The 12,382-nt window shown below is 65.5% G+C and carries 16 protein-coding genes; 15 read left to right on the top strand and 1 reads right to left on the bottom strand.

The features are described 5' to 3' along the window. Window positions 1-137: 137 nt before the first annotated feature. Window positions 138-677, top strand: a complete 540-nt coding sequence (locus N5D30_RS14335) for a glycine zipper 2TM domain-containing protein (RefSeq protein WP_279909563.1) — start codon at window positions 138-140, stop codon at window positions 675-677. Window positions 678-732: 55 nt separating this feature from the next. Here N5D30_RS14335 and suhB read toward each other — a convergent pair whose 3' ends face one another. Then, on the bottom strand, window positions 733-1,548 hold the full coding sequence (gene suhB / locus N5D30_RS14330) for an inositol-phosphate phosphatase (protein WP_220815509.1): 816 nt from the start codon (window positions 1,546-1,548) through the stop codon (window positions 733-735). A 149-nt stretch (window positions 1,549-1,697) separates the two neighbouring features. Between suhB and trmJ the strand changes: the two genes are divergently transcribed. The 14 genes from trmJ to N5D30_RS14260 all read left to right on the top strand — a co-directional run bounded on the left by trmJ (window position 1,698) and on the right by N5D30_RS14260 (window position 12,378). Beyond that, complete coding sequence (gene trmJ / locus N5D30_RS14325; RefSeq protein ID WP_279909591.1) at window positions 1,698-2,477, top strand: tRNA (cytosine(32)/uridine(32)-2'-O)-methyltransferase TrmJ; 780 nt, start codon at window positions 1,698-1,700, stop codon at window positions 2,475-2,477. Then, entirely contained in the window at window positions 2,470-3,249 is a 780-nt protein-coding gene (gene cysE / locus N5D30_RS14320) for a serine O-acetyltransferase (RefSeq protein ID WP_279909562.1), read from the top strand. Before trmJ ends, cysE begins: the two co-directional genes overlap by 8 nt. 134 nt (window positions 3,250-3,383) lie before the next feature. Further along, window positions 3,384-3,875 carry a Fe-S cluster assembly transcriptional regulator IscR gene (iscR, locus tag N5D30_RS14315; RefSeq protein ID WP_220815506.1) on the top strand — a complete coding sequence of 164 codons (492 nt, stop codon included), beginning with the start codon at window positions 3,384-3,386 and terminating at the stop codon, window positions 3,873-3,875. A 32-nt stretch (window positions 3,876-3,907) separates the two neighbouring features. Next, complete coding sequence (locus N5D30_RS14310; protein ID WP_220815505.1) at window positions 3,908-5,122, top strand: IscS subfamily cysteine desulfurase; 1,215 nt, start codon at window positions 3,908-3,910, stop codon at window positions 5,120-5,122. A 47-nt stretch (window positions 5,123-5,169) separates the two neighbouring features. After that, the gene (gene iscU / locus N5D30_RS14305) at window positions 5,170-5,556 is read left to right on the top strand and encodes a Fe-S cluster assembly scaffold IscU (protein ID WP_220815504.1); all 387 of its coding nucleotides are present in this window, start codon (window positions 5,170-5,172) and stop codon (window positions 5,554-5,556) included. 18 nt (window positions 5,557-5,574) lie between these two features. Continuing rightward, the gene (gene iscA / locus N5D30_RS14300) at window positions 5,575-5,898 is read left to right on the top strand and encodes an iron-sulfur cluster assembly protein IscA (protein WP_220815503.1); all 324 of its coding nucleotides are present in this window, start codon (window positions 5,575-5,577) and stop codon (window positions 5,896-5,898) included. An 11-nt stretch (window positions 5,899-5,909) separates the two neighbouring features. Further along, the gene (gene hscB, locus N5D30_RS14295) at window positions 5,910-6,431 is read left to right on the top strand and encodes a co-chaperone HscB (protein WP_279909560.1); all 522 of its coding nucleotides are present in this window, start codon (window positions 5,910-5,912) and stop codon (window positions 6,429-6,431) included. A gap of 41 nt (window positions 6,432-6,472) precedes the next feature. After that, complete coding sequence (gene hscA / locus N5D30_RS14290) at window positions 6,473-8,341, top strand: Fe-S protein assembly chaperone HscA (protein ID WP_279909559.1); 1,869 nt, start codon at window positions 6,473-6,475, stop codon at window positions 8,339-8,341. Continuing rightward, entirely contained in the window at window positions 8,341-8,682 is a 342-nt protein-coding gene (gene fdx / locus N5D30_RS14285; RefSeq protein ID WP_220815500.1) for an ISC system 2Fe-2S type ferredoxin, read from the top strand. The genes hscA and fdx overlap by 1 nt, the downstream gene beginning before the upstream one ends. A 14-nt stretch (window positions 8,683-8,696) precedes the next feature. Further along, complete coding sequence (iscX, locus tag N5D30_RS14280) at window positions 8,697-8,897, top strand: Fe-S cluster assembly protein IscX (protein WP_220815499.1); 201 nt, start codon at window positions 8,697-8,699, stop codon at window positions 8,895-8,897. A 95-nt stretch (window positions 8,898-8,992) separates the two neighbouring features. After that, window positions 8,993-9,424, top strand: coding sequence for a nucleoside-diphosphate kinase (gene ndk / locus N5D30_RS14275; protein WP_043308688.1), 432 nt, complete (start codon window positions 8,993-8,995; stop codon window positions 9,422-9,424). A gap of 24 nt (window positions 9,425-9,448) precedes the next feature. Continuing rightward, entirely contained in the window at window positions 9,449-10,594 is a 1,146-nt protein-coding gene (gene rlmN / locus N5D30_RS14270) for a 23S rRNA (adenine(2503)-C(2))-methyltransferase RlmN (RefSeq protein WP_279909558.1), read from the top strand. Between the two features lie 12 nt (window positions 10,595-10,606). Next, window positions 10,607-11,368: a type IV pilus biogenesis/stability protein PilW gene (gene pilW / locus N5D30_RS14265; RefSeq protein ID WP_279909556.1), complete on the top strand. Its 762-nt coding sequence runs from the start codon at window positions 10,607-10,609 to the stop codon at window positions 11,366-11,368. Beyond that, window positions 11,368-12,378: a helix-turn-helix domain-containing protein gene (locus N5D30_RS14260; protein WP_279909555.1), complete on the top strand. Its 1,011-nt coding sequence runs from the start codon at window positions 11,368-11,370 to the stop codon at window positions 12,376-12,378. Before pilW ends, N5D30_RS14260 begins: the two co-directional genes overlap by 1 nt. Window positions 12,379-12,382 lie beyond the last annotated feature (4 nt).

Raw genomic sequence — 12,382 nt, 5'->3', positions numbered from 1 at the left:
CTTCGTGTTTTCGGGGTGTGCGCTTCGTCGCACCTCGGGCCGCTCGGCCAGCGCAACGGGAACTCACCTCAAATGGCTCAATCCAAGGCTGGGAGTAGGGCGTGAACGCCCGGCAACCGAAGTCTCTGGAGGACCCCATGAACAAGTCGATGATCGTAGGTGCAGTGCTGGGCGCGGTGGGTGTGACCGCTGGCGGCGCGATAGCGGCCTATAGCCTGGTGGGCGGCCCTCAGTACGCCGAGGTGCTGGCGGTGCAGCCGGTCAATGAAACCATCAAGACGCCGCGCGAGGTCTGCAAGGACGTGGCCGTGACCCGCCAGCGCCCGGTGCAGGACCAGCACCAGATCGCCGGCACCGCCATCGGCGCGGTTGTCGGTGGCCTGCTGGGCAACCAGGTCGGCGGCGGCAACGGCAAGAAGATCGCCACCGTCGCCGGCGCCGTGGGTGGTGGCTACGCCGGCAACAAGGTGCAGGAAGGCATGCAGCAACGCGACACCTACACCACCACCGAGACCCGCTGCAGCACCGTGACCGATACCAGCGAGAAACTGGTCGGCTACGACGTGAAGTACCGGCTCGATGGCAAGGTCGGCCAGGTACGCATGGATCGCGACCCGGGCAGCCAGATCCCGGTCAACAAGGAAGGCCAGCTGGTGCTGTCGCAAGTCGCCCAGTAACGCCGGCCGGAAACGAAAAAGCCGCCCCTAGGGCGGCTTTTTCATGGGCGCTCGATCAGCGTTTCATCGACGGCGCCAGGTGCGGCTGGATGGCGGTCAGCACCGCCTTGAAGCATTTGGTGTTGCCGGCGACCACCTGGCCCTTCTCGAGGAAGTCGTGACCGCCGCTGAAGTCGCTGACCAGACCGCCCGCTTCTTGGATCAGCAGGGCGCCGGCGGCCATGTCCCACTCGGACAGGCCGAACTCCCAGAAGGCGTCGTAGCGGCCGGCGGCGACGTAGGCCAGGTCCAGGCTGGCGGCGCCGGCGCGACGGATGCCGGCGGTCTGGCCGACCAGGCTGCGGAACATGCCCAGGTAGTTGTCCAGGTTGTCGACCTGCTCGGCGCGGAATGGGAAGCCGGTGCCCAGCAGGGCGCCGTCCAGGCTCTTGCGGTTGCTGACGCGGATGCGCCTGCCGTTGACGGCGGCGCCACGGCCGCGGCTGGCGGTGAATTCTTCCTGGCGCACCGGGTCCAGCACCACGGCGTGCTCCAGGCGGCCGCGGTACTTGCAGGCGATGCTGACGGCGAAGTGCGGCACGCCGCGCAGGAAGTTGGTGGTGCCGTCCAGCGGGTCGATGATCCACTGGTAGTCGGCGCCGTCGCCGCTGCCGGCGATGCTGCCGCTTTCCTCGCCGAGGAAGCCGTGGGTCGGATAGGCCTTCTGCAGCGCCTGGATGATGGTCTGCTCGGCGGCGCGGTCGACTTCGCTGACGTAGTCGTTGGCATCCTTCTCGTTGACGGCGATGACGTCCAGGCGTTCGACGGAGCGGATGATCAGTTCGCCGGCACTGCGCGCAGCGCGCAGCGCGATATTCAGCATGGGCTGCATGGAAGGTTCACCTGGATCATTAAAGAGTAAAGCCGGCCATTCTAGCAGACTGGCTTTTTCTGTGCAGCCGGCTCGTCGTTGTGCATGACATCGGGCTGGGGCCTTCTGTAACATTCATGGCCCTTTCGCATCCTCGGGCGGAGCTGGCGTTGCTGCAGAACATTCGCGTGGTGCTGGTCAATACCAGCCATCCCGGCAATATCGGTGGTGCCGCACGGGCCATGAAGAACATGGGCCTGTCGCGTCTCGTGCTGGTCGATCCGCAAGACTTTCCCAGTAGCGAGGCGGTGGCGCGCGCCTCCGGCGCTACCGACATCCTCGACAGTGCCGTGGTCGTAAAGACGCTGGAGGAGGCTTTGGTCGGCTGCAGCGTGGCCCTCGGAACCAGTGCTCGTGACCGGCGCATTCCCTGGCCGCTGCTGGACCCGCGCGAGTGTGCGACCACCTCGCTGCAACACGTCGAGCAGGGCGGCGAGGTGGCGCTGGTGTTCGGTCGTGAATACGCCGGCCTGACCAACGACGAGCTGCAGCGCTGTCAGTTCCATGTGCATATCCCGTCGGACCCCAAGTTCAGCTCGCTGAACCTGGCGGCGGCGGTGCAGGTGCTGACCTATGAGGTGCGCATGGCCTGGCTGGCCGCGCAAGGCCAGCCGACCAAGATGAACAAGCTGGAAACCACGGCGATGCTCAATGCCCAGTCGGTGACCACGGATGAGCTGGAGCTGTTCTACGGCCACCTGGAGAGTACGCTGGTGGAGATCGGCTTCCTCGATCCGGCCAATCCGCGCCACCTGATGTCGCGCCTGCGGCGCCTGTACGGGCGCAGTGGCATCAGCAAGCTGGAAATGAATATCCTGCGCGGCATCCTCACGGAAACCGGGAAGGCGGTGCGTGGCGAGCCTCACAAGCGGAGTAGAGACGATGTTTGAGCGTGTGCGCGAAGATATCCAGAGCGTTTTCCATCGGGATCCGGCGGCGCGCAATGCCTTCGAAGTGGTGACCTGCTACCCGGGGCTGCACGCCGTCTGGCTGCACCGTGTCGCCCATGCCCTGTGGGCGAGCGGTTGGAAGTGGCTGGCGCGGGTGGTTTCCAATTTCGGTCGCTGGCTGACCGGCATCGAGATCCATCCGGGGGCGAGGATCGGCCGGCGCTTTTTCATCGACCACGGCATGGGCATCGTCATCGGCGAGACCGCCGAGATCGGCGACGACGTCACCCTCTATCAGGGCGTGACCCTGGGTGGCACCAGCTGGAACAAGGGCAAGCGCCACCCGACCCTCGAGGACGGCGTGGTGGTCGGCGCCGGCGCCAAGGTGCTGGGGCCGTTCACCGTGGGTGCCGGCGCCAAGGTCGGCTCCAACGCCGTGGTGACCAAGGAGGTGCCGCCCGGCGCCACCGTGGTCGGCATTCCGGGGCGGATCATCGTCAAGAGCGACGACGAGCAGGAGGCCAAACGCCAGGCCATGGCCGAGAAGCTCGGCTTCGATGCCTACGGCGTTGGGCCGGACATGCCCGACCCGGTGGCGCGCGCCATCGGCCAGCTGCTGGATCATCTGCATGCCGTGGATGGCCGGCTCGAAGGCATGTGCTCTGCGCTGAAGGAGCTGGGCAGCGACTACTGCGCCAAGGACCTGCCGGCGCTGCGCGACGAGGACTTCGCCGACGTCTGCAAGGAGCAGGGCGACAAGCCTGCTGCCTGACGACAGATAGTCTGCTATCATTCGCGCCCCGCACGGCCTCTATACCTGACTATTTTAATTGGTCTTATAGTTGACCTAAATAGTCGGAAAAGAGGATAATCGCGGCAACTCAGTTCACCCGTGGTGCGAAAACCATGCGTCTGACCACCAAAGGCCGTTACGCCGTCACAGCCATGCTCGATCTGGCGCTGCATGCCCAGAACGGGCCGGTTTCGCTCGCGGATATCTCCGAGCGGCAGGGCATTTCCCTGTCCTATCTGGAGCAGCTGTTCGCCAAGCTGCGTCGCGGCAACCTGGTCAGCAGCGTGCGCGGCCCGGGTGGCGGCTACCAGCTGTCGCGGGACATGCGGGTGATCCAGGTGGCCCAGGTGATCGACGCGGTGAATGAATCGGTCGACGCCACCCGTTGCCAGGGTATGGGTGACTGCCACTCGGGCGATACCTGCCTGACCCACCATCTGTGGTGCGACCTCAGTCAGCAGATTCACGAATTCCTCAGCGGCATCAGCCTGGCTGATCTGGTGACCCGGCGCGAAGTGCAGGAAGTCGCCCAGCGCCAGGACCAGCGCCGCTGTAATGGCAGGATGCCGCAGCTGGATAAGATCGAAGCGTCCGCCGTCGAGTGAGCAGGGCGCCTGCCTGAAATAGGAGATACCTGATGAGATTGCCGATTTACCTCGACTACTCCGCCACCACCCCGGTCGATCCGCGCGTGGCGCAGAAGATGAGCGAGTGCCTGCTGGTGGATGGCAACTTTGGCAACCCGGCATCGCGCTCCCACGTATTCGGCTGGAAAGCCGAGGAAGCGGTGGAGAACGCCCGTCGCCAGGTCGCCGAGCTGGTCAACGCCGACCCGCGCGAGATCGTCTGGACCTCCGGCGCCACCGAATCCGACAACCTGGCCATCAAGGGCGTCGCGCACTTCTACGGCACCAAGGGCAAACACATCATCACCTCGAAGATCGAGCACAAGGCGGTGCTGGACACCACCCGCCAGCTGGAGCGCGAAGGCTTCGAGGTGACCTACATCGAGCCGGGCGAAGACGGCCTGGTGACTCCGGCCATGGTCGAGGCGGCATTGCGCGACGACACCATTCTGGTGTCGATCATGCACGTCAACAACGAGATCGGCACCATCAACGACATCGCCGCCATTGGCGAGCTGACCCGCTCCCGCGGCATCCTGTTCCACGTCGACGCGGCCCAGTCCACCGGCAAGGTGGCGATCGACCTGGACAAGATGAAGGTCGACCTGATGTCGTTCTCTGCGCACAAAACCTATGGCCCCAAGGGCATCGGCGCCCTCTACGTACGGCGCAAGCCGCGCGTGCGCCTGGAAGCCCTGATCCACGGTGGCGGCCACGAGCGCGGCATGCGTTCCGGCACCCTGGCGACCCACCAGATCGTCGGCATGGGCGAGGCCTTCCGCATCGCCAAGGAAGAAATGGCGCAGGAGAACGAGCGCATCCTGGCCCTGCGCGACCGCTTCTACCGGCAGGTCGAGGGCATGGAGGAGTTGTACGTCAACGGCAGCCTCACCCAGCGCGTGCCGCACAACCTGAACCTCAGCTTCAACTACGTCGAGGGCGAGTCGCTGATCATGGCGCTCAAGGATCTGGCGGTCTCTTCCGGTTCCGCCTGTACTTCCGCCTCGCTGGAGCCTTCCTACGTGCTGCGCGCCCTGGGGCGCAACGACGAGCTGGCGCACAGCTCGATCCGCTTCACCTTCGGCCGCTTCACCACCGAGGAAGAGATCGACTACGCCGCCAGCAAGGTGGCCGATGCGGTGAACAAGCTGCGTGAGCTGTCGCCGCTGTGGGACATGTTCAAAGAAGGTGTCGACATATCCAAGGTCGAATGGCAGGCACACTGATTTCGAGTCGCCTGTAGAGCGGCACCTGATGAGAGAGGATTGGCAGCATGGCATACAGTGAAAAGGTCATCGACCATTACGAAAACCCCCGCAACGTCGGCAAGATGGATGCCGAGGACCCGAATGTCGGTACCGGCATGGTCGGCGCTCCGGCGTGCGGCGACGTGATGCGTCTGCAGATCAAGGTCAACGAGCAGGGCGTGATCGAAGACGCCAAGTTCAAGACCTACGGCTGCGGCTCGGCCATCGCCTCCAGCTCCCTCGCCACCGAGTGGATGAAGGGCAAGACGCTGGACGAGGCCGAAACCATCAAGAACACCCAGCTGGCCGAGGAACTGGCCCTGCCGCCGGTGAAGATCCACTGCTCCGTGCTCGCCGAGGACGCCATCAAGGCCGCCGTGCGCGACTACAAGCAGAAGAAAGGTCTGCTCTGACACCACCGAGGATCCGCTATGGCCATCACCATGACTGAAGCCGCCGCTCGCCATGTGCAACGCTCGCTCGAAGGGCGCGGCAAGGGCGAGGGCATCCGCCTTGGCGTGCGCACCACCGGCTGCTCGGGCCTGGCCTATGTGCTGGAGTTCGTCGACGAAGTGGCGGGCGAGGATCAGGTGTTCGAGAACTTCGGCGTCAAGGTGATCATCGACCCCAAGAGCCTGGCCTACCTCGATGGCACCGAACTGGACTTCGTCCGCGAAGGCCTCAACGAGGGCTTCAAGTTCAACAACCCCAACGTGCGCGGCGAGTGCGGCTGCGGCGAGAGCTTCAACGTCTAAGGCGGGTTGTTGTGGGCAGTCCCTGTCATTTCGCCCTGTTCGAGCTGCAGCCCGCGTTCCGGCTGGATCAGGCGCAGCTGTCGGCGCGCTACCGCGAGCTGGCCAAGGCCGTGCATCCGGATCGCTTCGCCGATGCCGGCGAGCGTGAGCAGCGCCTGGCGCTGGAACAGTCGGCGCGACTCAACGAGGCCTATCAGACCCTGAAGAGCGCGCCGCGGCGTGCGCTTTACCTATTGGCGCTGGGCGGCCGCGAGCTGCCCTTGGAAGTGACGGTGCAGGACCCCGAGTTCCTGCTCCAGCAGATGCGCTGGCGCGAGGAGCTGGAAGACCTGCAGGACAGTGCCGACCTGGCCGGCGTGGCGGCGTTCAAGAAGCGCCTCAAGGCGGCTCAGGATGAGCTGGATGAAGGTTTTTCCGCCTGCTGGGACGATGCGTCGCGACGCGAGGAGGCCGAGCGCCTGGTGCGTCGCATGCAGTTCCTCGACAAGCTGGCCCACGAAGTGCGCGACCTGGAAGAGCGCCTCGACGACTAACCCGGCGCAGCCCGCGCTGCGCGCCTGATACCTAGAGCACCATGGCCCTACTGCAGATCGCCGAGCCCGGACAGAGCCCGCAACCCCACCAGCGCCGTCTGGCGGTGGGTATCGACCTGGGTACCACCAATTCGCTGGTCGCCGCCGTCCGCAGCGGCCTGTCCGCGCCGCTGGCCGATGCCGAAGGGCGGGTGATCCTGCCGTCCGCGGTGCGCTACCACGCCGATCGCGTCGAGGTGGGCGCTTCCGCCAAGGCTTCGGCCGCGCTGGACCCATTGAACACCGTGCTATCGGTCAAGCGCCTGATGGGGCGTGGTGTCGAGGACATCAGGCAGCTCGGCGACCAGTTGCCCTATCGCTTCGCCGAGGGTGAGTCGCACATGCCGTTCATCGAGACGGTGCAGGGTGCCAAGAGCCCGGTGGAAGTGTCGGCGGAAATTCTCCGCTCCCTGCGCGAGCGCGCCGAGTCGGCCCTGGGCGGCGAACTGGTCGGCGCGGTGATCACGGTGCCGGCCTATTTCGACGACGCCCAGCGCCAGGCCACCAAGGATGCCGCGCGCCTGGCCAATCTCAATGTGCTGCGCCTGCTCAACGAGCCGACCGCCGCCGCCGTGGCCTACGGCCTGGACAAGGGCGCGGAGGGTGTGGTCGCGATCTATGACCTGGGCGGCGGCACCTTCGATATTTCCGTGCTGCGCCTGACCCGGGGCGTGTTCGAGGTGCTCGCGACCGGCGGCGACAGTGCCCTGGGTGGCGACGACTTCGACCATGCCATTGCCGGCTGGATCATCGAGCGGGCCGGCCTCTCCCATGATCTCGACCCGGCGGCCCAGCGCCGCCTGCTGCAGGCCGCCTGTGCGGCCAAGGAAGCGCTGACCGAGGCCGACAGTGTGCCGGTGGTCCACGATGGCTGGTCCGGCGAACTGAGTCGGGCGCAGTTCGAGGCGCTGATCGAGCCGATGGTCGCCCGCAGCCTGAAGGCCTGCCGCCGCGCCGTGCGCGATGCCGGCATCGAGGTCGAGGAGGTCGAGGCGGTGGTCATGGTCGGCGGCTCCACCCGTGTGCCGCGCGTGCGCGAGGCGGTGGGCGAGCTGTTCGGGCGCCCTCCGCTGACCGATATCGACCCGGATCAGGTGGTGGCCATCGGCGCCGCGATCCAGGCCGACACCCTGGCCGGCAACCAGCGCGGCAACGGCGAGGAGCTGTTGCTGCTCGACGTGATCCCGCTGTCCCTGGGGCTGGAAACCATGGGTGGGCTGATGGAGAAGGTCATTCCGCGCAATACCACCATTCCCGTGGCGCGGGCCCAGGACTTCACCACCTACAAGGATGGCCAGACGGCGATGGCCATCCAGGTGCTGCAGGGTGAGCGCGAGCTGGTCAAGGACTGCCGCTCCCTGGCGCGCTTCGAGCTGCGCGGCATTCCGCCGATGGTCGCCGGCGCGGCGAAGATCCGCGTGACCTTCCAGGTCGATGCCGACGGCCTGCTCAGCGTCGCCGCCCGCGAGCTGGGTTCCGGCGTCGAGGCGAGCATCCAGGTCAAGCCGTCCTACGGCCTGACCGATGGCGAGATCGCCCGCATGTTGCAGGACTCCTTCCATAATGCCGGTGGCGACAAGGATGCACGTGCCCTGCGTGAGCAGCAGGTCGATGCCGAGCGTCTGCTCGAGGCCGTGCAGTCGGCGCTGGATGTCGATGGCGAGCGGCTGCTCGGCGACGACGAGCGGATTGCCATCCTGGCGAGCATGGATGAGCTGCGCGAGTTGCTGGCGACCACTGACGTGGCGGCCATCGAACGGCAGACCAAGCGCCTGTCGCAGATTACCGACGCCTTCGCCGCGCGGCGGATGGACTCGACGGTGAAAGCCGCTCTGGCGGGGCGCACTCTGAATGAAATCGAGGATAACTGATGCCACAGGTCATTTTTCTGCCGCACGAGAAGTTCTGCCCTGATGGCATGGTCGTGGAGGCTGAGCCCGGCACGTCGATTCTCGAGCTGGCCCATGCGCACCACATCGAGATGGAGAGTGCCTGTGGCGGCGTCTGCGCCTGCACCACGTGCCACTGCATCATCCGCGAGGGTTTCGATTCGCTGGAAGAGGCCGACGAGCTGGAGGAGGATTTCCTCGATCGGGCCTGGGGGCTGGAGGCACAATCGCGCCTGGCGTGCCAGGCGGTCGTCGGGACGGAAGACCTGACCGTCGAAATCCCGAAATACTCGCTCAATCATGCCGCCGAAGCGCCGCACTGATTCAAGGAACCGTCATGAGTCTGAAATGGGCTGACGTGCTGGACATCGCCATCGAACTGGCCGAAAGCAAGCCGGATGTCGATCCGCGCTACATCAACTTCGTCGATCTGCACCGCTGGGTGCTGGCCCTGCCGGACTTCGCCGACGATCCGCAGCGCGGCGGCGAGAAGGTGCTGGAGGCCATTCAGGCGGCCTGGATCGAAGAACTCGACTGAGCTGTACCCCTCAAGGGCACGGCCCTACGCATTTCCCCCTAACCCGCGTATAATTCGCGGGTTTAATTTTTCGCTTTAACTCTCTGGAGCTTCACATGGCTGTTCAACGTACTTTCTCCATCATCAAGCCGGATGCCGTCGCCAAGAACGTCATCGGTGAAATCACCACCCGTTTCGAGAAGGCCGGCCTGCGCGTCGTCGCTTCCAAGATGGTCCAGCTGTCCGAGCGCGAAGCCGCCGGTTTCTACGCCGAGCACAGCGAGCGCGGCTTCTTCAAGGATCTGGTTGCCTTCATGACTTCCGGTCCGGTTATCGTCCAGGTGCTGGAAGGTGAAGACGCCGTTCTGAAGAACCGTGAGCTGATGGGCGCCACCAACCCGAAAGAAGCCGCCGCCGGCACTATCCGCGCCGACTTCGCCGTTTCCATCGACGAGAATGCTGTTCACGGCTCCGACTCCGAGGCTTCCGCCGCTCGCGAGATCGCGTACTTCTTCTCCGCCACCGAGGTGTGCGCTCGCATTCGCTAAGCGCGAACCGGCGAGGGTGAATCCATGACTGATGTTGCCAAGACCAACCTGCTGGGGCTGACCCAGGCGGAAATGGAAAGCTTCTTCGAGAGCATCGGAGAAAAGCGCTTCCGTGCCGGTCAGGTCATGAAATGGATTCACCACTTCGGCGTCGAGGACTTCGATGCCATGAGCAATCTCGGCAAGGCCCTGCGCGAAAAGCTCAGTGCCTGCGCCGAGATTCGCGGTCCCGAGATCGTCAGCCAGGACATCTCCGCCGACGGTACCCGCAAGTGGGTGGTCCGCGTGGCGTCCGGCAGCTGCGTCGAGACCGTGTACATCCCGCAAGGTGGTCGCGGCACCCTCTGTGTGTCGTCCCAGGCCGGCTGTGCGCTGGATTGCAGTTTCTGTTCCACCGGTAAGCAGGGCTTCAACAGCGACCTGACTGCCGCGGAAATCATCGGCCAGGTATGGATCGCCAACAAATCCTTCGGCACCGTGCCGGCCAAGATCGACCGTGCCATCACCAACGTGGTGATGATGGGCATGGGCGAGCCCCTGCTGAATTTCGACAATGTCGTGCCGGCCATGCAGATCATGATGGATGACCTCGGCTACGGCATTTCCAAGCGCAAGGTGACCCTGTCCACCTCCGGCGTGGTGCCCATGATCGACAAGCTGGCGACCGTCACCGACGTGTCCCTGGCCCTGTCGCTGCACGCACCGAACGACGAGCTGCGCAACCAGTTGGTGCCGCTCAACAAGAAGTATCCGCTGGACGTATTGCTGGCGGCCTGCCGCCGCTACATCGAGGGTCTGGGCGAGAAGCGCTTCCTGACCATCGAGTACACCCTGCTCAAGGACGTCAACGACCAGCCGGAACATGCTGCGCAGATGATCGCACTTCTCAAGGATTTCCCTTGCAAGATCAATCTGATTCCGTTTAATCCCTTCCCCTTCTCCGGTTACGAACGGCCGAGCAACAATGCCATCCGCCGTTTCCAGGATCTGTTGCACAAGGCCGGTTTCAACGTCACCGTCCGTACCACCCGTGGCGACGATATCGACGCCGCCTGCGGGCAGCTGGTCGGCCAGGTGCAGGACCGTACCCGTCGCAGCGAGCGTTACATCGCCGTACGCCAGCTGGGTAACGAGGCCGCAGAGCCTCGCAACGCCGCCAACCGAAATTGAAGGGGGAATTTCATGACCTTGCGCGCCGCGCTTTATCTGTCTCTTGTCTGCCTGCTGGCCGGGTGCGTCCGCACCGGCGGCCCGGTCGATCCGATGAGTACGCGAGAGGGTAGGGACGCCGCGCGCGACGCCTATATCCAGCTGGGCATCGGCCATCTGCAGAACGGCTCCACCGAGCAGGCCAAGGAGCCGCTGCGCCAGGCGCTGGCGCTGGACTCCTCCAGCGCCGAGGCCTACGCCGCCCTGGCGGTGGTCTACCAGTACGAGATGGAGCCCAAGCTCGCCGACGAGAACTACCGCAAGGCCATCGCGCTGAAGAAGGGCGATGCCCGCCTGCTGAACAACTACGGCGGTTTCCTGTTCGAGCAGAAGCGTTACAAGGAGGCCTACGAGCAGTACCTCAAGGCTTCCGAGGACACCCTCTATGGCGAGCGCTCCCGGGTGTTCGAGAACCTCGGCCTGACTGCCCAGCAGCTGGGCAAGCGCGAGGAAGCCAAGCACTACTTCGAGCGCGCCCTGCGGATGAACAGCCAGCGCTCGGTCTCGCTGCTGCAGATGGGCCTGCTGTCCTTCGAGGACAAGGACTACGTGGCCGCCCGCAGCTACTACGCCAGCTACAGCCAGCAGGCCCGGCAGACCCCGCAGAGCCTGTTGCTGGGCACTCGCCTGGCCCGGGTGTTCGAGGACCGCGACCAGGCGGCCAGCCTGGGGCTGCAGTTGAAGCGTCTCTATCCGGGTACCCCGGAGTATCAGCAATATCTGTCGGAGCAGTGATGAAGCCTTCGCATCCTGAAGTTGTTGCCGCGCCCCGGGTCAACCCCGGGGAGACGCTGCGCAAGGTGCGCGAAAGCCGGGATCTGGCGCTGGACGACGTGGCGGTGCAGCTCAACCTGACCGCGCAGGCCTTGCGCCATCTGGAAGAGGGTGCCTTCGAGCGGTTGCCGGGGCATACCTTCGCCCGGGGCTACGTGCGCGCCTACGCCAAGCTGATGGGGCTCGACCCCAATCGCCTGGTCAACGACTTCGACCAGTACACCGGTACCGACGCCAGTGGCGCCAGCGTGGCCAGCCTCGTACGCATCGAGGAGCCGGCGCGCCTTTCCCAGAGTCTGGTGAAATTCTTCAGCGTGGTGGTGCTGCTGGCGCTGGGCGCGGCGGGCTTCCTCTGGTGGCAGAGCGAGACCGAGCGCCTCGGCAACGATTCGGCCAAGACCAGCAGCCTGGAGCACGTCGAGGTCGAGGCCGCCGATGGCACCACCGAGCTGCATCCGCTGGGCGAGCCGGAAGACCAGGCCGTCGCCGATGCCCAGGTGGAGCCGTCTCCGGACGAAGTGACGCCGCCGGCCGAGTCCGCCGCCGAGGCCGAAGCGCCCACGGTCGCGAGCCCCGACGCCGCTGCCCCGACACCGCCCGCCGGCGCCCAGGCTCCGGCAGCGGTTCCGCCGGTCCCGCCTGCCGCCTCACCCCAGACGCCGCCGTCCACAGCCGCCGCCGAGACTCCTGCCCCGGCGGCAGCCAGCACCCCGGTGACGCCCGCCGCCGGCGAGGCGCTGGTCAACCTGCAATTCACCGCGGACTGCTGGACCCAGCTCACCGATGCCAACGGCAAGGTGCTGCTCAGCGCTCTCAAGCGCCGCGGCGACAGCGTGGAACTGGCCGGCAAGGCGCCGCTGGAGCTGCGCCTGGGCTACGCCCGCGGTGTGGTGGTGCTGGTCAATGGCCAGGCCGTCGACGTTGCCCCCTTCATTCACGGTGAAACCGCCCGCCTCAAACTGGGGCAGTGAGCCA

Origin of the sequence: Pseudomonas sp. GD03875 (genome assembly GCF_029840585.1) — a bacterium.
In the GTDB taxonomy this organism is placed as follows: Bacteria; Pseudomonadota; Gammaproteobacteria; order Pseudomonadales; family Pseudomonadaceae; genus Aquipseudomonas; species Aquipseudomonas paralcaligenes.
Note: the sequence above shows the minus strand (reverse complement) of the source record. Positions and strands in the feature narration are given on the sequence as shown.